This is a genomic window from Staphylococcus sp. EG-SA-15 (assembly GCF_017151895.1).
GTDB lineage: Bacteria > Bacillota > Bacilli > Staphylococcales > Staphylococcaceae > Staphylococcus > Staphylococcus aureus.
This window is the reverse complement of the sequence record NZ_JACVZN010000005.1, coordinates 37,395-59,951: the sequence shown is the minus strand read 5'-3', so window position 1 is coordinate 59,951 and position 22,557 is coordinate 37,395. Positions and strand designations below refer to the sequence as shown.

General features: G+C 31.3%; 29 protein-coding genes and 1 riboswitch. Of the genes, 26 read left to right on the top strand and 3 right to left on the bottom strand.

The window, feature by feature from the left end:
- Positions 1 to 27: 27 nt before the first annotated feature.
- From IDG64_RS04645 to gcvPB, 19 genes are all read left to right on the top strand, one after another.
- Positions 28 to 2,103, top strand: coding sequence for a peptidoglycan D,D-transpeptidase FtsI family protein (locus tag IDG64_RS04645; RefSeq protein WP_000919769.1), 2,076 nt, complete (start codon positions 28 to 30; stop codon positions 2,101 to 2,103).
- A 112-nt stretch (positions 2,104 to 2,215) separates the two neighbouring features.
- Positions 2,216 to 2,365: a 50S ribosomal protein L33 gene (gene rpmG, locus IDG64_RS04640; protein WP_206171287.1), complete on the top strand. Its 150-nt coding sequence runs from the start codon at positions 2,216 to 2,218 to the stop codon at positions 2,363 to 2,365.
- 208 nt (positions 2,366 to 2,573) lie between these two features.
- On the top strand, positions 2,574 to 3,113 hold the full coding sequence (locus IDG64_RS04635; RefSeq protein WP_000164546.1) for a 5-formyltetrahydrofolate cyclo-ligase: 540 nt from the start codon (positions 2,574 to 2,576) through the stop codon (positions 3,111 to 3,113).
- A gap of 11 nt (positions 3,114 to 3,124) precedes the next feature.
- A complete protein-coding gene (locus tag IDG64_RS04630) occupies positions 3,125 to 4,588 on the top strand; it encodes a rhomboid family protein (protein ID WP_001017867.1) in 1,464 nt (487 codons plus the stop codon).
- Positions 4,569 to 4,772 carry a YqgQ family protein gene (locus IDG64_RS04625; RefSeq protein WP_000087561.1) on the top strand — a complete coding sequence of 68 codons (204 nt, stop codon included), beginning with the start codon at positions 4,569 to 4,571 and terminating at the stop codon, positions 4,770 to 4,772. Before IDG64_RS04630 ends, IDG64_RS04625 begins: the two co-directional genes overlap by 20 nt.
- On the top strand, positions 4,769 to 5,755 hold the full coding sequence (locus IDG64_RS04620) for an ROK family glucokinase (RefSeq protein WP_000161312.1): 987 nt from the start codon (positions 4,769 to 4,771) through the stop codon (positions 5,753 to 5,755). Before IDG64_RS04625 ends, IDG64_RS04620 begins: the two co-directional genes overlap by 4 nt.
- Positions 5,755 to 6,084: an MTH1187 family thiamine-binding protein gene (locus IDG64_RS04615; protein ID WP_001018871.1), complete on the top strand. Its 330-nt coding sequence runs from the start codon at positions 5,755 to 5,757 to the stop codon at positions 6,082 to 6,084. The genes IDG64_RS04620 and IDG64_RS04615 overlap by 1 nt, the downstream gene beginning before the upstream one ends.
- Positions 6,081 to 6,704: an MBL fold metallo-hydrolase gene (locus tag IDG64_RS04610; protein ID WP_001223008.1), complete on the top strand. Its 624-nt coding sequence runs from the start codon at positions 6,081 to 6,083 to the stop codon at positions 6,702 to 6,704. Before IDG64_RS04615 ends, IDG64_RS04610 begins: the two co-directional genes overlap by 4 nt.
- Positions 6,705 to 6,755: 51 nt before the next feature.
- On the top strand, positions 6,756 to 7,730 hold the full coding sequence (gene comGA / locus IDG64_RS04605; RefSeq protein WP_000697220.1) for a competence type IV pilus ATPase ComGA: 975 nt from the start codon (positions 6,756 to 6,758) through the stop codon (positions 7,728 to 7,730).
- Positions 7,702 to 8,772 carry a competence type IV pilus assembly protein ComGB gene (gene comGB, locus IDG64_RS04600; RefSeq protein ID WP_000776422.1) on the top strand — a complete coding sequence of 357 codons (1,071 nt, stop codon included), beginning with the start codon at positions 7,702 to 7,704 and terminating at the stop codon, positions 8,770 to 8,772. Before comGA ends, comGB begins: the two co-directional genes overlap by 29 nt.
- A gap of 13 nt (positions 8,773 to 8,785) precedes the next feature.
- Entirely contained in the window at positions 8,786 to 9,097 is a 312-nt protein-coding gene (comGC, locus tag IDG64_RS04595; protein WP_000472256.1) for a competence type IV pilus major pilin ComGC, read from the top strand.
- Positions 9,075 to 9,521 carry a competence type IV pilus minor pilin ComGD gene (gene comGD, locus IDG64_RS04590; RefSeq protein WP_001788899.1) on the top strand — a complete coding sequence of 149 codons (447 nt, stop codon included), beginning with the start codon at positions 9,075 to 9,077 and terminating at the stop codon, positions 9,519 to 9,521. The genes comGC and comGD overlap by 23 nt, the downstream gene beginning before the upstream one ends.
- Entirely contained in the window at positions 9,508 to 9,807 is a 300-nt protein-coding gene (locus IDG64_RS04585; protein WP_000844413.1) for a hypothetical protein, read from the top strand. The genes comGD and IDG64_RS04585 overlap by 14 nt, the downstream gene beginning before the upstream one ends.
- Positions 9,725 to 10,222: a competence type IV pilus minor pilin ComGF gene (locus IDG64_RS04580; RefSeq protein WP_029263717.1), complete on the top strand. Its 498-nt coding sequence runs from the start codon at positions 9,725 to 9,727 to the stop codon at positions 10,220 to 10,222. The genes IDG64_RS04585 and IDG64_RS04580 overlap by 83 nt, the downstream gene beginning before the upstream one ends.
- A gap of 96 nt (positions 10,223 to 10,318) precedes the next feature.
- Positions 10,319 to 10,465, top strand: coding sequence for a hypothetical protein (locus tag IDG64_RS04575; protein ID WP_001789879.1), 147 nt, complete (start codon positions 10,319 to 10,321; stop codon positions 10,463 to 10,465).
- Positions 10,455 to 10,979 carry a shikimate kinase gene (locus IDG64_RS04570; RefSeq protein ID WP_001015123.1) on the top strand — a complete coding sequence of 175 codons (525 nt, stop codon included), beginning with the start codon at positions 10,455 to 10,457 and terminating at the stop codon, positions 10,977 to 10,979. The genes IDG64_RS04575 and IDG64_RS04570 overlap by 11 nt, the downstream gene beginning before the upstream one ends.
- Positions 10,966 to 11,063, top strand: a riboswitch (glycine riboswitch). (Overlaps the previous gene by 14 nt.)
- Before the next feature lie 74 nt (positions 11,064 to 11,137).
- Positions 11,138 to 12,229, top strand: a complete 1,092-nt coding sequence (gene gcvT / locus IDG64_RS04565) for a glycine cleavage system aminomethyltransferase GcvT (RefSeq protein WP_000093353.1) — start codon at positions 11,138 to 11,140, stop codon at positions 12,227 to 12,229.
- A gap of 19 nt (positions 12,230 to 12,248) precedes the next feature.
- Positions 12,249 to 13,595, top strand: coding sequence for an aminomethyl-transferring glycine dehydrogenase subunit GcvPA (gene gcvPA / locus IDG64_RS04560; RefSeq protein WP_000019687.1), 1,347 nt, complete (start codon positions 12,249 to 12,251; stop codon positions 13,593 to 13,595).
- Complete coding sequence (gcvPB, locus tag IDG64_RS04555) at positions 13,588 to 15,060, top strand: aminomethyl-transferring glycine dehydrogenase subunit GcvPB (protein ID WP_000202188.1); 1,473 nt, start codon at positions 13,588 to 13,590, stop codon at positions 15,058 to 15,060. Before gcvPA ends, gcvPB begins: the two co-directional genes overlap by 8 nt.
- 363 nt (positions 15,061 to 15,423) lie before the next feature.
- Here the strand turns inward: gcvPB and IDG64_RS04550 are convergent, their stop codons facing one another.
- Complete coding sequence (locus IDG64_RS04550; protein WP_001276571.1) at positions 15,424 to 15,810, bottom strand: rhodanese-like domain-containing protein; 387 nt, start codon at positions 15,808 to 15,810, stop codon at positions 15,424 to 15,426.
- A 157-nt stretch (positions 15,811 to 15,967) separates the two neighbouring features.
- On the opposite strand from IDG64_RS04550, the gene IDG64_RS04545 reads away from it, so the two are divergent.
- Entirely contained in the window at positions 15,968 to 16,798 is an 831-nt protein-coding gene (locus tag IDG64_RS04545; protein WP_000141113.1) for a lipoate--protein ligase family protein, read from the top strand.
- 63 nt (positions 16,799 to 16,861) lie between these two features.
- Here the strand turns inward: IDG64_RS04545 and IDG64_RS04540 are convergent, their stop codons facing one another.
- The gene (locus tag IDG64_RS04540; protein ID WP_001244298.1) at positions 16,862 to 17,080 is read right to left on the bottom strand and encodes an SA1362 family protein; all 219 of its coding nucleotides are present in this window, start codon (positions 17,078 to 17,080) and stop codon (positions 16,862 to 16,864) included.
- 13 nt (positions 17,081 to 17,093) lie between these two features.
- The gene (locus IDG64_RS04535) at positions 17,094 to 17,675 is read right to left on the bottom strand and encodes a hypothetical protein (protein WP_000737690.1); all 582 of its coding nucleotides are present in this window, start codon (positions 17,673 to 17,675) and stop codon (positions 17,094 to 17,096) included.
- A gap of 104 nt (positions 17,676 to 17,779) precedes the next feature.
- Between IDG64_RS04535 and IDG64_RS04530 the strand changes: the two genes are divergently transcribed.
- From IDG64_RS04530 to nusB, 6 genes are all read left to right on the top strand, one after another.
- Entirely contained in the window at positions 17,780 to 18,841 is a 1,062-nt protein-coding gene (locus tag IDG64_RS04530; RefSeq protein WP_000087107.1) for a M24 family metallopeptidase, read from the top strand.
- Between the two features lie 25 nt (positions 18,842 to 18,866).
- On the top strand, positions 18,867 to 19,424 hold the full coding sequence (efp, locus tag IDG64_RS04525) for an elongation factor P (RefSeq protein WP_000626504.1): 558 nt from the start codon (positions 18,867 to 18,869) through the stop codon (positions 19,422 to 19,424).
- A 473-nt stretch (positions 19,425 to 19,897) separates the two neighbouring features.
- Positions 19,898 to 20,362, top strand: a complete 465-nt coding sequence (accB, locus tag IDG64_RS04520; protein ID WP_001009516.1) for an acetyl-CoA carboxylase biotin carboxyl carrier protein — start codon at positions 19,898 to 19,900, stop codon at positions 20,360 to 20,362.
- Positions 20,362 to 21,717 (top strand): acetyl-CoA carboxylase biotin carboxylase subunit, encoded by a 1,356-nt coding sequence (gene accC / locus IDG64_RS04515; RefSeq protein ID WP_000756612.1) that lies wholly within the window; start codon positions 20,362 to 20,364, stop codon positions 21,715 to 21,717. Before accB ends, accC begins: the two co-directional genes overlap by 1 nt.
- 14 nt (positions 21,718 to 21,731) lie before the next feature.
- A complete protein-coding gene (locus IDG64_RS04510; RefSeq protein ID WP_000241588.1) occupies positions 21,732 to 22,094 on the top strand; it encodes an Asp23/Gls24 family envelope stress response protein in 363 nt (120 codons plus the stop codon).
- A gap of 59 nt (positions 22,095 to 22,153) precedes the next feature.
- Positions 22,154 to 22,552, top strand: a complete 399-nt coding sequence (nusB, locus tag IDG64_RS04505) for a transcription antitermination factor NusB (RefSeq protein ID WP_000087386.1) — start codon at positions 22,154 to 22,156, stop codon at positions 22,550 to 22,552.
- Positions 22,553 to 22,557: the final 5 nt, after the last annotated feature.

The window sequence follows — 22,557 nt, the reverse complement described above, 5'->3', positions numbered from 1 at the left end:
AAAGACTTTGAATAGAGGTAGGTAGTTTTGTTAAAAAGACTAAAAGAAAAATCAAATGATGAAATCGTTCAAAATACAATTAACAAGAGAATTAACTTTATATTTGGTGTGATTGTATTTATTTTTGCAGTACTAGTACTACGTTTAGGTTATTTACAAATCGCACAAGGCTCACATTATAAACAAATTATAAAAAATGATGAAAACATTACAGTGAATGAGTCTGTGCCAAGAGGTCGTATTTTAGACAGAAATGGGAAAGTTTTAGTTGATAATGCTTCTAAAATGGCTATTACATATACTAGGGGTCGAAAAACAACACAATCGGAAATGTTGGATACGGCTGAAAAGTTATCAAAGCTAATCAAGATGGATACTAAGAAAATTACAGAACGTGATAAGAAAGATTTCTGGATTCAGTTGCATCCTAAAAAAGCAAAAGCAATGATGACAAAAGAACAAGCTATGTTAGCAGATGGAAGTATTAAACAAGATCAATATGATAAACAACTGTTATCGAAAATCGGAAAATCACAATTAGATGAATTGTCTTCTAAAGATTTACAAGTTTTAGCTATTTTTCGAGAGATGAATGCAGGAACAGTTTTAGATCCACAAATGATAAAAAATGAAGATGTCAGTGAAAAAGAGTATGCAGCAGTTTCTCAGCAACTTTCCAAATTACCAGGTGTTAACACGTCTATGGATTGGGATAGAAAATATCCATATGGCGATACTTTAAGAGGTATATTCGGAGATGTATCGACACCTGCTGAAGGTATTCCAAAAGAATTGACAGAACATTACTTATCCAAAGGATATTCACGCAATGATCGTGTTGGAAAATCTTACCTAGAATATCAATATGAAGATGTATTGCGTGGTAAGAAGAAAGAAATGAAATACACAACGGACAAATCTGGTAAAGTTACATCTTCAGAAGTGTTAAATCCTGGCGCTCGCGGTCAAGATTTGAAATTAACGATCGATATAGATCTTCAAAAAGAAGTAGAAGCATTATTAGATAAACAAATTAAGAAGCTTCGCAGCCAAGGTGCAAAAGATATGGATAATGCTATGATGGTTGTACAAAATCCTAAAAATGGAGACATTCTTGCGCTTGCCGGAAAGCAGATTAATAAGAGTGGTAAAATGACTGATTATGACATTGGTACGTTTACTTCTCAATTTGCGGTTGGATCTTCTGTAAAAGGTGGAACATTATTAGCTGGTTATCAGAATAAAGCTATCAAAGTTGGAGAAACAATGGTCGATGAACCATTACATTTCCAAGGTGGTTTGACAAAACGATCATACTTCAATAAAAACGGGCATGTATCTATTAATGATAAGCAAGCTTTGATGCATTCATCAAACGTATATATGTTTAAAACAGCATTAAAATTAGCGGGAGACCCTTATTATTCTGGTATGGCTTTACCTTCAGATATAAGTTCACCTGCCCAAAAGCTTAGAAGAGGATTAAATCAAGTAGGCTTAGGTGTGAAAACAGGGATAGATTTACCAAATGAAACAAGAGGTCAAATCGAACCATTAACAAATAATCCAGGTAATTATCTAGATTTATCAATTGGTCAATATGATACCTATACACCATTACAATTATCACAATATGTTTCAACTATAGCGAATGATGGTTATAGAATACAGCCACACATTGGATTAACGATTCATGAATCAACTAATAAAGATGAGGTTGGTCCACTCAAGAAGAAAATTAATGGCACTGTCTTGAACAAGGTTAATAATACTGAAAAGGAAATCAAACAAATTCAAGAAGGATTCAAAATGGCATTTAATGATAAAGATGGTACTGGATATGTTAGTTTTAAAGATACAGTAGTACCTACTGCTGGTAAAACGGGTACCGCTGAAGTGTTCCAAAACGGAGAGCCAAGAGTTAACTCTACTTATATAGGATACGCGCCAATTGATGATCCAAAATTAGCGTTTTCAATTGTATATACAAATCAGCCTGTACCACCACCATGGTTAACAGGTGGAGACTTAGGTAGAGATGTAATTAACTACTACTTTAAGCAGTTAGGTAAAGATGATAAAAATAAAGACAAAGACAAATAAAATTTAACCTGACGATTGTGTAGCGCATGGTTGTAAAATTTTAACTTTGCAAATATTATAGATGTTGGTATAATAATAAAGTCGTATTTAGAAATGATAAGGAGGAATAACCATGCGCGTAAACGTAACTTTAGCTTGTACGGAATGTGGTGACAGAAACTACATTACAACTAGGAACAAAAGAAATAATCCAGAACGTGTTGAAATGAAGAAATTCTGTTCACGTGAAAACAAACAAACTTTACACCGTGAAACAAAATAATCATTAAAATTAAATTTAAATTAACAATAAAAAAGGTGAAATCTCAAAATAAGAGGTTTCACCTTTTTAATTATGCACACGTATGAAATGATAAAAGAATTTCAATTGAAATAATAAATTTTAGAATTGTCGCATAATTCATCATGACAACATAATGACATGTATTGTTATTAACGATATAATAGAATTGAATAAAGTGGGTGATAATGTGACTAAAAATGAGATTAGAAAATACATTTTACATAAAATGAAGAATTTTAATAAAGCTGAAAAGCGAAAAGCAGACACATGGTTAAGAAATCAATTTTTTGCAACTGAAGAATACAAAGAAGCAAACGCAATTGCGCTAGTTCTTTCTTTTAATCATGAAGTAGATACTTTTTCTATTATTGAACAAGCCTTAATGGATCATAAACGTATTTTTGTACCGAAAATGGATTATTTAAATCATCAAATGACTTTTAAAGAAATATTTAATCTCAAAGATATTGATGTCGATAATAAGGGGATTTACTATCCAACTTCAAAAGGTGAAACAACGAATAACCTAGATTTAATTGTTGTTCCTGGTGTTGGATTTCAAGACGATGGATATAGAATTGGGTATGGTGGTGGCTATTACGACAGGTTTTTAGCTAATTATCAGACAAAGACAATAAGCTTATTATACGATTTTCAAATAACATCATTTGAACCGGAATCATTCGATCAACCAGTCGATAAATTGATTATATATCAATCAGCATAGTGGAGGACTAAATGAACATAGACAAACAATTTTGGAAAACAATATATTATTGGATTAGGTACTTGAATTTTGATATTGTCAGTAGGGAAAAAGATGACCAAGAAATTTGGTTAGCCCATAAAAGAAAAAAACAAGTAGTCATTTTTAAACAACATATCAAGTCTACCCAAGAAATACGTTTTGACAAAGCGAAAGTGCTTGAACACAAAGATGAAATAGCAAATTTTATTTCTTTCGAACCACAAAGTTTTGAATTTTATTATTTTACAGAATCGGAATTTTCAGAAGAACAATTAAATGAAGTTTCGCCAATTAGAATTAAATTCAATGTTATAAGACACACAAAAGATTTGATAAAGCATATGCCGAATATATTTTTGGCTAGACTTATTTCAGAAGATAATGATAAAAAGACATATATGTTCTATAAACGCAAAGTATTAACCGATAACTTTTTAGATAAATATATGCAGAAATTTTCACCGGCAACATACACAATAATATTTGTAAATGTCTTAATATGGTTATGTATGATTTTATATTTAAATAATTTTTCGGATGTAAAATTATTAGATGTTGGCGGGTTAGTGCATTTTAATGTCGTACATGGTGAATGGTATCGAATTGTTACATCGATGTTTTTACATTTTAGTTTTGAACATATACTTATGAATATGCTTTCATTATTTATTTTTGGTAAAATAGTCGAAGCAATTATTGGTTCATGGCGGATGTTAACTGTATACTTTATTGCAGGGTTGTTTGGAAACTTTGTATCACTATCATTTAATACGACTACAATTTCAGTTGGGGCTAGTGGTGCTATATTTGGTCTGATTGGATCAATTTTTGCGATGATGTATGTTTCAAAAACATTTAACAAAAAAATGTTGGGACAGTTATTAATTGCATTAGTGATATTAGTTGGTGTTTCTCTGTTTATGTCAAATATAAATATTGTGGCGCATATTGGAGGATTCATTGGTGGTTTATTAATAACTTTAATTGGCTATTACTATAAAGTGAATCGTAATATTTTTTGGATTTTACTAATTGGTATGCTTGTTATATTTATTGCACTTCAAATTAGAATTTTTACAATTAAAGAAGATAATATTTATAATAAATTGATCAAAGATGATATGACTAGTGGTAATTATGATAATGCTCAAAATATTGTGAAGCAGACAATAAATAAAAATTATGCCGATGATCAAACATATTATTTAAGTGGTATGATTATGGCTACTATCAATTCTAAGTCTGAAGGTATGACAGAATGGGAGCGAGGACTTAGAATGTTTCCTAAATCAGGTTTATTAAATTTTGAGTTAGCGATAGCAAATCGTTCATTAAATGATGATGAAAAAGCATTAAAATATGTGCGTAAAGCATTAAATGCAGACCCTAAAAATACAGATTATATTAACTTAGAAAAAGAGTTGACTAAATCAAATGAGTCGAAAAATAAATAACTTTTATGATGTACAACAGTTATTGAAAAGTTACGGATTTCTAATATATTTTAAAAATCCAGAAGATATGTACGAAATGATTCAACAGGAGATTTCATCATTGTATCAATATGAACTGTTATCTAAGGAAGAATATTTGAAATGTACGTTGATAATTAATCAGAGAAGGAATGAACAGAAATGACAAAAATTATTTTAGCAGCTGATGTAGGCGGGACGACTTGTAAATTAGGTATTTTCACACCTGAATTAGAACAATTACATAAATGGTCTATTCACACTGATACATCTGATAGTACAGGATATACACTTTTGAAAGGAATTTATGATTCGTTTGTTGAAAAAGTAAATGAAAATAATTATAATTTTTCAAATGTACTTGGCGTAGGTATTGGTGTACCAGGTCCTGTTGACTTTGAAAAAGGTACAGTAAATGGAGCAGTAAACTTATATTGGCCAGAAAAAGTTAATGTACGTGAGATTTTTGAACAATTCGTTGATTGTCCAGTGTATGTAGATAATGATGCTAACATAGCTGCTTTAGGGGAGAAACACAAAGGTGCTGGTGAAGGTGCCGATGATGTTGTTGCCATCACACTTGGTACAGGTCTAGGTGGAGGAATTATTTCAAATGGTGAAATCGTACATGGTCATAATGGCTCTGGCGCAGAAATAGGTCATTTTAGAGCAGACTTCGATCAACGATTTAAATGTAATTGTGGTCGTTCTGGATGTATTGAAACAGTTGCTTCAGCGACAGGCGTTGTTAACTTAGTTAACTTCTACTATCCGAAGTTGACGTTTAGATCTTCTATATTAGAATTGATTAAAGAAAATAAGGTTACAGCAAAAGCTGTTTTTGATGCGGCAAAAGCTGGTGACCAATTCTGTATTTTCATTACTGAAAAGGTTGCAAACTATATTGGATATTTATGTAGTATTATTAGTATTACAAGTAATCCGAAATATATCGTTCTAGGTGGAGGAATGTCTACTGCAGGACCTATTTTAATTGAAAATATTAAAACAGAATATCATAATTTAACATTTGCACCTGCTCAATTTGAAACTGAAATTGTACAAGCGAAATTAGGTAATGATGCAGGTATTACAGGAGCAGCAGGATTAATCAAGACCTATGTATTAGATAAAGAGGGGGTAAAATAATGGCTATTGTTGATGTGGTTGTTATTCCAGTTGGAACGGAAGGTCCGAGTGTTAGTAAATATATTGCAGATATTCAGAAAAAACTTCAAGAATATAAAGCAATGGGTAAAATTGATTTTCAATTAACACCAATGAATACTCTAATTGAAGGTGAATTAAGCGATGTATTAGAAGTTGTGCAAGTGATACATGAATTACCTTTTGATAAAGGTTTAAGTAGAGTTTGTACAAATATCCGTATTGATGACCGACGAGACAAATCTAGAAAAATGAATGATAAACTAACATCAGTACAAAAACATTTAGAAAATAGTGGTGAAAACCTATGAGGATTTCAAGCTTAACTTTAGGCTTAGTTGATACTAATACGTATTTCATCGAAAATGACAAAGCTGTTATTCTGATTGACCCTTCAGGTGAAAGTGAAAAAATTATTAAAAAATTAAACCAAATAAATAAACCGTTAAAAGCTATTTTATTAACACATGCACACTTTGATCATATCGGAGCAGTCGATGATATAGTTGATCGATTCGATGTCCCGGTTTATATGCATGAAGCAGAGTTTGATTTTCTAAAAGATCCCGTTAAAAATGGGGCAGATAAATTTAAGCAATATGGATTACCAATTATTACAAGTAAGGTAACTCCTGAAAAGTTAAACGAAGGTAGCACAGAAATAGAAGGATTTAAGTTTAATGTGTTACACACACCTGGACATTCACCAGGAAGTTTAACATATGTGTTCGATGAATTCGCAGTTGTTGGAGATACATTATTTAATAATGGAATCGGACGTACAGATTTATATAAAGGTGATTATGAAACGCTAGTTGATTCTATTCAAGATAAAATATTTGAATTAGAAGGCGATTTACCTTTATTCCCTGGACATGGTCCATATACGACGGTTGATGATGAACAATTAAATCCATTTTTACACGGTTAAATTGAAGTAATAAAAACACCTCCTACGTGATTATATGTAGGAGGTGTTTTTTTGAAGATTCTATTTCAAGAAATAATTAATAAAGCGATAGAAATGAAAGCGAGTGATGTACATTTTATTCCAGTTAAAAATGAAGTAAGTATTAAATTTAGAATTAATGATAACTTGGAGCAGTATGAACAAATTGGGAATAGCATTTATCAAAAGTTATTAGTTTATATGAAGTTTCAAGCTGGGCTTGATGTTTCTACACAGCAAGTCGCACAGAGCGGTCGATATAGTTACCATTTCAATAAAATATATTTTTTGAGAATATCAACTTTACCATTGTCACTTGGCCAAGAAAGTTGTGTTATCAGAATTGTACCTCAATTTTTTCAACAACAGAAATCAACTTATAAATTCAATGATTTTAAACACCTCATGAATAAGAAACAAGGATTACTATTGTTTAGTGGGCCAACTGGTTCAGGAAAGAGTACATTAATGTATCAAATGGTCTCATACGCGAATAAAGCCTTGAATTTAAATGTAATTTCTATAGAGGATCCTGTAGAGATGCAAATTCCTGGTATCGTCCAAATTAATGTGAATGATAAAGCTGGCATTAACTATGTAAATTCGTTTAAAGCTATTTTAAGATGTGATCCTGATGTTATTTTAATAGGTGAAATCAGAGATAAAGATGTTGCCAAGTGTGTTATACAGGCTAGTTTAAGTGGTCACCTTGTTCTGACTACATTGCATGCAACTGATTGTAAAGGTGCTATTTTAAGGCTATTAGAAATGGGCATTTCTGTACAAGAATTGATACAGGCAACTAACTTAATTATAAACCAACGACTTGTAACTACTATTAAGCAACAGCGACAATTAGTATGTGAAATTCTATCTCAGCAACAACTCCGATATTTCTTTTCCCATAATCATTCATTACCATCATCATTTAAGAACTTAGAAGATAAACTTGATGATATGACAAAAGCAGGTGTCATTTGTGAAACTACAATGGATAAATACATTTAAACTACATTCTAAGAAGCGACAATTAAGTAAGGCCCAACAAATCGACTTACTTTCAAATTTATGTAATTTGTTGAAATATGGTTTCACTCTGTATCAAAGTTTTCAATTTTTAAATCTTCAAATGACATATAAAAATAAGCAATTAGGTACCACCATTCTAAGTGAAATTTCAAATGGTGCACCATGCAATCAAATATTATCACTGATAGGTTATAGCGATACTATCGTCATGCAAGTATATTTGGCAGAAAGATTTGGCAATATTATAGACGTTCTAGAAGAAACCGTAAATTATATGAAAGTGAATAGAAAGTCAGAACAACGATTGTTAAAGACACTGCAATACCCCTTAATACTAGTTTCTATCTTTATTGCTATGATTATTATATTAAACCTCACAGTAATTCCACAGTTTCAACAATTATATACTTCTATGAATATTCAACTATCTTCTTTTCAAAAAACATTGTCTTTTTTCATTACCAGCTTACCTACTATAATTGTAGTAATGCTCATAATAGTATCTATGTTGGCTATTATTATGAAATTAATTTATAACAATTTAAATATGCTCAATAAGATAAACTTTGTGATGAAACTACCGCTAATATCAGGCTATTTCCAATTATTTAAAACTTATTTTGTAACTAATGAATTAGTGTTGTTTTATAAAAATGGTATTACACTTCAATCAATAGTAGACGTTTATATTAACCATAGTAGTGATCCATTTAGACAGTTTCTAGGTAAATACTTATTAACTTATTCAGAAATGGGATATGGTTTGCCTCAAATTTTAGAAAAACTAAAATGCTTTAAGCCTCAATTAATTAAGTTTGTGCTACAAGGTGAAAAGAGAGGGAAGCTAGAAGTAGAACTAAAGTTATATTCGCAAATATTAGTAAAACAAATAGAAGATAAAGCGATAAAACAGACTCAGTTTTTACAGCCTATTTTATTTTTGATTTTAGGTTTATTTATTGTCGCAATTTATTTAGTAATTATGTTACCAATGTTTCAAATGATGCAAAGTATAAAATAATGGAGGTTAATATATGTTTAAATTTCTTAAGAAAACTCAAGCGTTTACATTGATAGAGATGCTATTAGTGTTATTAATCATCAGTTTATTATTAATTTTAATCATTCCAAATATTGCTAAACAAACTGCTCACATACAATCAACAGGTTGTAATGCACAGGTAAAAATGGTTAATAGTCAAATTGAAGCGTATGCATTGAAACATAATAGAAATCCATCGTCTATTGAAGACTTAATTGCAGATGGTTTTATAAAAGAAGCACAAAAGACATGTAAATCAGGAGAGACAATAACAATTAGTAATGGAGAAGCAGTTGCAAATTAGAAAGCAGTCAGCATTTACTATGATTGAGATGCTTGTGGTAATGATGTTAATCAGTATATTTCTACTTTTGACAATGACATCTAAAGGATTAAGCAATCTTAGAGTAATAGATGATGAGGCAAATATCATTTCTTTTATTACTGAATTGAATTATATTAAGTCGCAAGCTATAGCAAATCAAGGATATATCAATGTTAGATTTTATGAAAACAGTGACACTATTAAAGTAATAGAGAATAATAAAATACGATTTCTAAAATTAAAAGTAGGCAAAATAATTAATGTTGCAAAAGTTGATATTATTGCCTTTGATAAAAAAGGGAATATCAATAAATTTGGTAGTATAACAATTGACAATAACAATTCAATTTATAGAATAATATTCCATATTGAAAAAGGAAGAATTCGTTATGAAAAGCTATAAGTGTAAAGGATCATTCTTAATAGATAGTATGGCTGGATTTTTGCTAATTGGATTGATTACATTACTATTGATACCAATGATGAATCAAATGCAAGCGAGTATAAACCATAAACTACAAACAATTGATGCTTCTAAAGTAATTTTGACGACTGTATCTAAAATTAATAAAGAAGAACTTAAGAAGGGGGTAACTATAGGGAAGTATGATATTAAGCAAAGTGACCAACAAATTTGTGCTATTTCAAAAAATACCACTTCTTATCAAAAGACATGTATACAGTATTAATGTCAAAGCTTTTTCGCTCATTGAAATGTTAGTAGCGATGATGGTTATAAGTATAACTTTACTAATTGTTCCAGACTTAATTAGACTTAGCAAAACTTTTCTAATTGAAAGTAGGGAATTAACAAATGTAGATTTCGAATTTTTCTCAAGAGATATTCTAGAGGATTTTAAAGGAGTAGATAGAAACGATATTGAAATTAGGCAACAGCGTATCATTTTACATAAAGGTGAAGAAATGATCGAATACAAATTAATAAATAATAAAATTATTAAAGTTGTAAATGACAGAGGAAATATAACAATGATTAATAATGTTACAGCATTTACTGTAAATATCTACTATAAATCCATTATTAAAATAACGATAACAGTTAAAGTCGGTACAAATGTGCAGACTAAAACTATTTATGTATAACTTACTAGTATTTAAATGAGTACTATTAAAAAGGATGTGAAATAATTTATTAATTTTGATTTATATAAAGAAAAAGGATATGTTACGCCGTTCTTATTGATGCTAACAGCAATTTATTTTTCCATTTTCACTTTTTATATCAGTCAATATAGTTTAAAATTAAAGACATTATATAATATAGAAACTGACTATAACTATAAGATTGTTTTGTTATTGAAAGAAGGGAAAACGCATGAATCATGATAAATCACCAATAATTTTAATTGGTTTCATGGGTACCGGTAAATCTACGATTGGTAAATACGTTGCAGATGAGCAAAATTTATCATTTATTGATATAGATTCATATATCGAAGAAAAGTATAAGTTAACAATACCAGAAATATTTAGTAAACATGGTGAACAATATTTCAGGAATTTAGAGTTCACATGTTTGCAAGAATGTATTAACACTGCAGATATAATTGCTACTGGTGGTGGTATTATTGAAAGTGAAGAGGCATTTAATTTTTTGAAAAATCAAAAAAACATTATTTGGTTAGATTGTAATATTGATATTATATATAGTCGAATCAATGATGACCCACATCGACCTAATGCAAATAATAAGACAATCACGCAGTTAAATGACTTGTATTGCTCACGGATTTTAAGATATAATGAAATCGCATTCAAGAAATTTGATAGTCATTTGCTATCAATTTCAGAAATATATTATGAATTGCTAAATTTAATAAAAGCGAGTGATCAGTATTAGAGAGAATAGAGTATTAAGACTCTATCGCCGAAGGTGCAAGTAATTTATTACGAAACTCTCAGGCAAAAGGATAATACTGTAACGCGTTCCTGAATTGGTGATTTATAAACAGGGTAGCGATTGCTATCCTGTTTTTATAATTTTAAGGGGGTATTTCAATGTCAAGTGATTTAAAACAAACACCTTTATATCAAAATTATGTTGATAGAGGTGCAAAAATTGTGGAATTCGGAGGATGGGCGATGCCTGTTCAATTTTCAAGTATTAAAGAGGAGCATAATGCTGTTCGATACGAAATTGGCCTGTTTGATGTTAGTCATATGGGTGAAATTGAAGTAACAGGTAAAGATGCTAGTCAGTTTGTGCAATATTTATTATCAAATGATACTGATAATTTAACTACTTCAAAAGCATTATATACTGCTTTATGTAATGAAGAAGGCGGTATTATTGATGATTTAGTAATATATAAATTAGCTGACGACAATTATTTATTAGTTGTTAATGCTGCTAATACTGAAAAAGATTTTAATTGGATTTTAAAACACAAAGAGAAATTTGATGTTAAAGTACAAAATGTATCAAACCAATATGGTCAATTAGCAATACAAGGACCAAAAGCTAGAGATTTAATTAATCAATTAGTTGATGAAGATGTAACTGAAATGAAAATGTTTGAATTTAAACAGGGTGTCAAATTATTTGGAGCAAACGTCATTTTATCTCAGTCAGGTTACACAGGTGAAGATGGGTTTGAAATTTATTGTAATATCGATGATACTGAAAAAATTTGGGATGGTTTATTAGAGTATAATGTTATGCCATGTGGGTTAGGCGCTCGTGATACATTAAGATTAGAGGCTGGATTGCCATTACATGGACAAGATTTAACTGAATCAATTACACCATATGAAGGTGGTATCGCTTTTGCAAGTAAACCATTAATTGATGCTGATTTTATTGGTAAATCTGTATTAAAAGATCAAAAAGAAAATGGTGCACCAAGAAGAACAGTGGGATTAGAATTACTTGAAAAAGGAATTGCAAGAACTGGTTATGAAGTTATGGATTTAGATGGAAATATTATTGGAGAAGTAACTTCAGGAACACAGTCTCCATCATCAGGAAAATCAATTGCACTTGCAATGATAAAAAGAGATGAGTTTGAAATGGGTAGAGAGTTGCTTGTTCAAGTTCGTAAGCGTCAATTAAAAGCGAAAATTGTTAAGAAAAATCAAATTGATAAATAATTAAAAAGGGGTGTGCATTGTGAGTCATCGTTATATACCTTTAACTGAAAAAGACAAGCAAGAAATGTTACAAACAATTGGTGCAAAATCTATAGGAGAATTATTCGGTGATGTACCAAGTGACATTTTATTAAATAGAGATTTAAATATTGCTGAAGGCGAAGCGGAAACAACGTTACTTAGAAGATTAAATCGCATTGCAAGCAAGAATATCACTAAAGAAACGCATACATCATTTTTGGGTGCTGGTGTTTATGATCATTACGCGCCATCAGTTGTGGATGCTATGATTTCAAGATCAGAATTTTACACAGCATATACGCCATATCAACCGGAAATTTCTCAAGGTGAATTACAAGCCATTTTTGAGTTCCAAACTTTAATTTGTGAATTAACAGATATGGATGTAGCAAATTCTTCTATGTATGATGGGATGACTAGCTTTGCTGAAGCATGTATCTTAGCATTTAGTCAAACAAAGAAAAATAAAATTGTAGTCTCAAAAGGTTTACATTATCAAGCATTACAAGTACTTCATACTTATGCTAAGACGCGTAAGGAATTCGAAGTAGTGGAAATCGATTTAGATGGCACTGTTACAGATTTGAAAAAATTAGAAGCAGCAGTGGATGATGAAACAGCAGCTGTTGCAGTACAATATCCAAACTTCTACGGTTCAATTGAAGATCTTGAAAAGATTCATAGCTTTATTGAAGATAAAAAAGCATTATTTATCGTATATGCAAATCCATTAGCATTGGGATTACTTACACCTCCAGGTTCATTTGGTGCAGATATTGTTGTAGGTGATACTCAGCCATTCGGAATTCCTGCTCAATTCGGTGGGCCACATTGTGGATATTTTGCAACGACGAAAAAGTTAATGCGTAAAGTGCCAGGTAGATTAGTCGGTCAAACACAAGATGATGAAGGTAATCGTGGCTTTGTATTAACATTACAAGCACGTGAACAACATATTCGACGTGATAAAGCGACATCTAATATTTGTTCTAACCAAGCATTAAATGCTCTAGCGTCATCAATTGCAATGTCAGCACTTGGTAAACAAGGTATCTATGATATTGCAGTTCAAAATATAGAACATGCTAACTATGCTAAACAGCAATTTATTAAAAAAGGTTTTGAAGTATTAGATGGTACATCTTTCAATGAGTTTGTAGTCAAATTTGACAAACCAATTCAACAAGTTAACGAGGAATTAGTGAAGTACAATATTATCGGTGGTTTTGATTTAGGTGTTGTTTCAGACGACTTTAAAAATCACATGTTAATAGCTGTAACTGAATTAAGAACAAAAGATGAAATCGATACATTTGTAGAAAAGGCTGGTGAGTTAAATGACTAGTAAATCAAGTCCATTAATTTTTGAAAGATCTCGTGAAGGCAGATATGCATATTCATTACCAAAAAGTGATATTAAAACAAATTCTGTTGAGTCATTGTTAGATGATAAATTTATTCGTAAAAACAAAGCGGAGTTTCCTGAAGTTGCTGAACTAGACTTAGTACGTCATTATACTGAACTTTCAAATAAAAATTTCGGTGTAGACAACGGATTTTATCCATTGGGTTCATGTACGATGAAGTATAACCCTAAAATTAATGAAAAGGTTGCTAGAATACCAGGATTTAGTGAATCACATCCATTACAAGATGAAGATCAAGTTCAAGGTTCATTAGAAATTATTTATAGTTTGCAAGAAGAATTAAAAGAAATTACTGGTATGGATGAGGTGACATTACAACCAGCTGCTGGCGCACATGGTGAATGGACTGCATTGATGATATTTAAAGCTTACCATGAGAATAATGGTGAAGGTCATCGTGATGAAGTCATTGTGCCAGATTCTGCGCATGGTACGAATCCAGCCTCAGCTTCATTTGCAGGATTTAAATCAGTTACTGTAAAATCAAACGAACGTGGCGAAGTTGATATTGATGACTTGAAACGTGTTGTAAATGAAAATACAGCAGCTATTATGTTAACTAATCCAAACACTTTAGGTATTTTCGAAAAAAATATTATGGAAATCCGTGAAATCGTCCATAATGCTGGTGGTCTATTATATTATGATGGTGCGAATTTAAACGCTATTATGGACAAAGTTCGCCCAGGAGATATGGGATTTGATGCTGTTCATTTAAACTTGCATAAAACATTTACTGGTCCACATGGTGGTGGCGGTCCTGGTTCAGGTCCAGTCGGTGTAGTAAAAGAACTAGCAAGTTACTTACCAAAGCCAATGGTTATTAAAGATGGCGACAAATTTAAATATGATAATGACATTAAAAATTCTATCGGACGTGTAAAACCATTTTATGGTAACTTTGGTATTTACTTAAGAGCTTATACGTATATTCGAACTATGGGAGCAACTGGACTTAAAGAGGTTTCTGAAGCAGCGGTTCTTAATGCGAATTATATTAAAGCACGTTTATCTGAACACTTTGAAATACCTTATAAACAATATTGTAAACACGAGTTTGTGTTAAGTGGTGTGCGTCAAAAAGAATTTGGTGTACGTACTTTAGACATGGCTAAGCGATTATTAGATTTCGGTGTACATCCACCAACAATATACTTCCCATTAAATGTTGAAGAAGGTATGATGATTGAACCGACTGAGACAGAGTCTAAAGAAACACTTGATTATTTTATCGATACATTAATTAGTATTGCTGAAGAAGCTAAAAATGATCCTGATAAAGTGCTAGAAGCACCACATACAACTGTGATTGATCGATTAGACGAAGCTACAGCTGCTCGTAAACCAATATTAAAGTTTGAAAATCTTAAACAGGAAAAATAAAGTATTAAACACATATTCCGAGAATTATTATTCTAACTTTGTATGAAGATTTAAGGATAATGGTTTCAAAATCAATTGAAAAAGACAATTTCTATTTGAACAAGAAAACTAAACCGAAGTAATAACTCTTAGGGTTTGGTATTATTCTTTCATAGAAATTGTCTTTTCATTTTTTAGATTGCGGTAATTGAATCGTATTGAAAATGAGCTGAACTTTCTTTATTATGCTGAAACTAAGTTTAATGATTAGTGAAGCTAGAGAAATATAGTAACAGACTTTGTTAAAAAATTAAAATCTGAGTATTGTTATTGATGATCAATTAACACTCAGATTTTATTAAATCGTATATTAAATTTACAAAACTATTTTTTAGACTTTATTTTTCCAGTCCATTTTTTATAGCCGCCTTTTAACATATAGATATCTGTATATCCATTTTTTTTCAAAATACGAGCGGCTCTATAGCTAGCAATCCCATTGGCATCACATAAGTATACCGGTTGGTCTTTTCTTAATCCTTGGAATCGTTGCCTGAACATTGTCATAGGAATATTGCGAGACCCATTAATGTGACCGTAGTCATAGTCAACTTTCTCTCTAACATCGATGACTTGAGCTTTTCTAATCCCATTATGGAATTCATTTTGATCTAATTCTTTAACAGCTCGCTTGTTAAGAATTTGTTGAACAATCATATAAGCAATAATTGCTATAACTAAAATTATTGCGATGTACAAACTAGCACTCATCTTGCATCCTCCCTAATTAAACGATAATATAATTATAAGACTGTTAGGTCAAATTATCAAAATATTTCACTAAAGAATTGCAATTATTATTCATTTAGTTAAATTGATTAATTAGCGAATCAAATATTATACATTTTGCTGATAGGAGTTCTTGAATATGACTGAAACTTGGAATTTTATTAATACAGGAAGTAAAGACCCATATTATAATATGGCAATGGATGAAGCGTTATTAAATTTTGTCTCTAGAGGTGAAATTGATCCAGTTATACGTTTTTACACATGGAATCCTGCAACATTATCAATAGGGTATTTCCAAAGGCTACAAAAAGAAATTGATATTGATAAGGTTAAAGAGAAAGGTTTTGGTCTCGTAAGGCGTCAAACTGGTGGCCGTGGGGTGCTACATGATAAAGAGTTAACTTACAGTGTGATTGTGCCTGAATCGCATCCGAATATGCCTTCTACAGTTACAGAAGCGTACAGAGTGATTTCACAAGGATTATTAGAAGGATTTAAAAACTTAGGATTTAATACTTATTTTGCGGTACCTAAAACGCCTGAAGAGCGTCAAAAATTAAAACAACCTCGAAGTTCAGTGTGTTTTGATGCACCAAGTTGGTATGAGCTAGTTGTTGAAGGCCGTAAGATTGCTGGGAGTGCTCAAACGAGACAAAAGGGCGTAATCCTCCAACACGGTTCGATTTTACAAGATATTGATATTGATGAACTGTTTGATATGTTTATTTATAAAAATGAAAGATTAAAATTAAAAATGAAAGAGGCATTCGTTGAAAAAGCAGTTGCCATCAATGATATTTCAGATAAACACATTACTATTAGTCAAATGGAAGAAGCTTTCGAGAAAGGTTTTAAGAAAGGTTTAAATATAGAATTAAAGCCACTTGAATTAACAGAAGCTCAATTGGCAGAAGTGGAAGAATTAACTGAAAAATATCGTTCAGATGAATGGATGTTTAGAAAGTAGTTTTTAGAATAAAAAATGGAAGCACGTAGACTATTTTACCTACAAGTGCTTCCGTTTTTTTATCTATTTTCTTCTTTGATTTCTTTTATACTTACGCATTGCTTTGCGATATTTGCGTTGGTCTTCAGTTAAGATGAAGAAATAATAAATCAGATAAATAATACCAGCTATTACAGCAAAGCTGATTAACATTCTGACGATTGAAAAAATAAAGGCATCTAGATTCATTACTAATCCAATCGCAGCAATAATAAGTACAAGATAAAATATTATATTACGCATTAAAAGACTCCTATCATGATTTTGCATTTAAGTTTAATTTTGACAACGCTTGTTGTCCTTTTGTAAGTTGTTTTTTATCTTTATTTTGGTAGCCATTTTTAATATCATCAAATGCATGATTCAAATCAGAGTTTAATTTATCGATATTTTTAGACGTTTTTTTATTATCATCACTAAGTGATAAACCATCGATAGCATCTTTGTATGAAGTGTGAGCACTTTGAATATCATTAGAAATTTGATTTAATTTCGATTGAACATTCTTATCGCCTTTGTTTTTACTTACATCCTTCTCAATATCGTTATAGGATTTCAAAGCTTTAGCAACTTTGTCGTAGTATGTTGATGTAACATTCATCAATTTAATTTTCGTATTATTAGATGCAGTTTTTTTACTGTTTTCTTTATCCTTTTCAAGCCCTTTAATTTTAGATTTAGAATCACTAATTTGTTGATTAAGTTCTTGAATATCTAGTTTGAGTTGATGATTATCTTCTCTTAAATCTGTTGTTTTTTCTTCTAATGGTGCTAAATTTTGTGATCCACATCCAGCTAACAATAATGTTGCGCCAACAATTGAAACCAATTTTTTCATTACTATCTCCCTAAAATCAATATCTATTATTTTTTATCCTTATTATGATATTATTTTAATGTATAAAGTTGAAATGCACAAACGTTTCACTAGGAGGTAATAAGATGAGCAGAATAACACAAGTGCATCGTATTTTAGAACAAAAACATTTAGATGCGATTATCATTCTTTCGGATTACAATAGAAGATATTTATCAGGTTTTACTGGTACCAGTGGAGCACTTATCATATCTAAAGATAAACAATATTTGATAACAGACTTTAGATATATTGATCAAGCAACTAAGCAGGCGCCAAATTATGAAATTATTAATCGTAAATCTACTATTATTGGTGAGATTAAAGAATTGCTACACCAAGAAAATTTTGAAAATGTAGGTTTTGAGGGGCATCATGTAAGTTATGATACATACCTTGAATTAAATAAAAGCCGTATATCATTAATAAGCATTTCTAATACTGTAGATAAAATTAGAGACGTCAAAGATGCTGACGAAATTGCTTTAATTCAAAAAGCAGCTAATATTGTTGATGAAACATATGAATATATTTTAACTGTTGTAAAAGCAGGCATGACTGAAAAAGAATTAAAGGCAATATTAGAAAGCAAAATGCTAGAATTAGGAGCAGATGGACCATCATTCGATACGATTGTAGCATCTGGTCATAGAGGTGCATTACCACATGGTGTTGCAAGTGATAAAATTATTGAAAAAGGCGACATGATTACATTAGATTTTGGCGCGTATTATAACGGCTATTGTTCAGATATTACTAGAACATTTGCTATTGGAGAACCAGATCCTAAACTGAAAGAAATATATCAAATAGTACTTGAATCTCAAATGAAAGCAATTAATGAGATTAGACCTGGCATGACTGGTGCAGAAGCTGATGCCATTTCAAGAAACTATTTAGAGTCAAAAGGGTATGGAAAAGAATTTGGACATTCACTAGGACATGGTATTGGTTTAGAAATCCATGAAGGGCCAATGCTGGCTCGTACGATACAAGATAAACTTCAAGTTAACAACTGTGTTACAGTAGAACCTGGTGTTTATATAGAAGGTTTGGGCGGTATAAGAATAGAAGATGATATTTTAATTACAGAAAATGGTTGTCAAGTCTTTACTAAATGCACAAAAGACCTTATAGTTTTAACATAAGCGTGTAAAATGAGGAGGAAACTGAATGATTTCGGTTAATGATTTTAAAACAGGTTTAACAATTTCTGTTGATAACGCTATTTGGAAAGTTATAGACTTCCAACATGTAAAGCCTGGTAAAGGTTCAGCATTCGTTCGTTCAAAATTACGTAATTTAAGAACTGGTGCAATTCAAGAGAAAACGTTTAGAGCTGGTGAAAAAGTTGAACCAGCAATGATTGAAAATCGTCGCATGCAATATTTATATGCTGACGGAGATAATCATGTATTTATGGATAATGAAAGCTTTGAACAAACAGAACTTTCAAGTGATTACTTAAAAGAAGAATTGAATTACTTAAAAGAAGGTATGGAAGTACAAATTCAAACATACGAAGGTGAAACTATCGGTGTTGAATTACCTAAAACTGTTGAATTAACAGTAACTGAAACAGAACCTGGTATTAAAGGTGATACTGCAACTGGTGCCACTAAATCGGCAACTGTTGAAACTGGTTATACATTAAATGTACCTTTATTTGTAAACGAAGGTGACGTTTTAATTATCAACACTGGTGATGGAAGCTACATTTCAAGAGGATAATCTCTAATTTGTTAACAAATAGCTTGTATTCACTATACTGATTTAACGTAAGATATTCTAAATAAGTCTCATAAAGCTATTGCCTAAAATGATTATAGGTTATATGCTGATATGAGGCTTTTTATTTTTAAAATAATTTTTAAAATATAAAACGAATCGTCTAATTGGTAGTGAAAAAACATAGACATGAGTAAAGGTATATATCTACATATCATATTGTTGAGGATAAAACATAATAGCTAATAAAAATAACATTGATATGTTTAACTGAATGCATAAAATTTTTAATCAAGAGTTAAGATGAGTCAATGTTAAGTAATAAATACACAAGTGTTTTTAATTTAAAATGTGGTTTTATTATAACTTTGGGATAGACTTATAATGTCGCCAGCAATATGAACATGCTTGAATTGAAGAGTTGTCTCAAGTAAAATAGACGGGTAGATGAAAACAAACTGAAGGAGTCAGTAATAATGAACTTTAAAGAAATCAAAGAATTAATTGAAATTCTGGATAAATCAACTTTAACGGAAATCAATATTGAAGATACTAAAGGCAAAGTGACGCTTAAGAAAGAAAAAGAAACTGAGATTATCACGCCACAAATCTCACAAATGCCAGTTGAAGCTGCGGCAATGCCTATGCCTCAAGCACAATCAACTGATAGCAATAAAACTGAAGCTCCAAAGCCAACTTCAGATAATCACAAAACAATTAATGCACCTATGGTAGGTACATTTTACAAATCGCCATCTCCAGACGAAGAAGCATATGTGCAAGTTGGGGACACTGTTTCAAATGAAACAACAGTGTGTATTTTAGAGGCAATGAAACTATTTAATGAAATTCAAGCAGAAATTTCAGGTGAAATTGTTGAAATCTTAGTAGAAGACGGACAAATGGTAGAGTATGGCCAACCGTTATTTAAGGTGAAATAATGAAAAAGGTTTTAATTGCAAACCGCGGTGAAATCGCAGTTAGGATTATTCGCGCTTGTCGTGATTTAGGCATCCAAACTGTTGCAATCTATTCTGAAGGGGATAAAGATGCGCTACATACTCAAATTGCTGATGAAGCATATTGCGTAGGTCCCACTTTGTCTAAAGATTCATATTTAAATATTCCGAACATCTTATCTATTGCAACTTCTACAGGTTGTGATGGCGTTCATCCGGGTTATGGCTTTTTAGCTGAAAATGCTGATTTTGCAGAATTATGCGAAGCATGCCAATTGAAGTTCATTGGACCAAGTTATCAATCTATCCAAAAAATGGGTATCAAAGATGTTGCTAAGGCAGAAATGATCAAAGCCAATGTTCCAGTTGTTCCTGGTAGTGACGGTTTAATGAAAGACGTCTCAGAAGCTAAGAAAATCGCTAAGAAAATTGGCTATCCGGTCATCATTAAAGCTACTGCTGGTGGTGGCGGAAAAGGTATCCGTGTTGCTCGTGATGAAAAAGAACTTGAAACTGGCTTCCGAATGACAGAACAAGAAGCTCAAACTGCATTTGGTAATGGTGGACTTTATATGGAGAAATTCATCGAAAACTTCCGCCATATTGAAATCCAAATTGTTGGGGACAGCTATGGTAATGTAATTCATTTAGGAGAACGTGATTGTACAATTCAAAGACGTATGCAGAAATTAGTGGAAGAAGCACCTTCCCCAATTTTAGATGATGAAACACGTCGTGAAATGGGAAATGCCGCAGTTCGTGCAGCGAAAGCTGTAAATTATGAAAATGCGGGAACAATTGAGTTTATATATGATTTAAATGATAATAAATTTTATTTTATGGAAATGAATACACGTATTCAAGTAGAACATCCTGTAACTGAAATGGTAACAGGAATTGATTTAGTTAAATTACAATTACAAGTTGCTATGGGTGACGTGTTACCGTATAAACAAGAAGATATTAAATTAACAGGACACGCAATTGAATTTAGAATTAATGCTGAAAATCCTTACAAGAACTTTATGCCATCACCAGGTAAAATTGAGCAATATCTTGCACCAGGTGGATATGGTGTTCGAATAGAGTCAGCATGTTATACTAATTATACGATACCGCCATATTATGATTCGATGGTAGCGAAATTAATCATACATGAACCGACACGAGATGAAGCGATTATGGCTGGCATTCGTGCACTAAGTGAATTTGTGGTTCTTGGTATTGATACAACTATTCCATTCCATATTAAATTATTGAATAACGATATATTTAGAAGCGGTAAATTTAATACAAACTTTTTAGAGCAAAATAGCATTATGAATGATGAAGGTTAATAGGAGGTCAATCCATGGTCAAAGTAACTGATTATTCAAATTCAAAATTAGGTAAAGTAGAAATAGCGCCAGAAGTGCTATCTGTTATTGCAAGTATAGCTACTTCGGAAGTCGAAGGCATCACTGGCCATTTTGCTGAATTAAAAGAAACAAATTTAGAAAAAGTTAGTCGTAAAAATTTAAGCCGTGATTTAAAAATCGAGAGTAAAGAAGATGGCATATATATAGATGTATATTGTGCATTAAAACATGGTGTTAATATTTCAAAAACTGCAAACAAAATTCAAACGTCAATTTTTAATTCAATTTCTAATATGACAGCGATAGAACCTAAGCAAATTAATATTCACATTACACAAATCGTTATTGAAAAGTAATGTCATACCTAATTCAGTAATTAAATAAAGAAAAATACAAACGTTTGAAGGAGTTAAAAATGAGTCGTAAAGAATCCCGAGTGCAAGCTTTTCAAACTTTATTTCAATTAGAAATGAAGGACAGTGATTTAACGATAAATGAAGCGATAAGCTTTATTAAAGACGATAATCCAGATTTAGACTTCGAATTTATTCATTGGCTAGTTTCTGGCGTTAAAGATCACGAACCTGTATTAGACGAGACAATTAGTCCTTATTTAAAAGATTGGACTATTGCACGTTTATTAAAAACGGATCGTATTATTTTAAGAATGGCAACATATGAAATATTACACAGTGATACACCTGCTAAAGTCGTAATGAATGAAGCAGTTGAATTAACAAAACAATTCAGTGATGATGATCATTATAAATTTATAAATGGTGTATTGAGTAATATAAAAAATAAAATTGAGTGATGTTA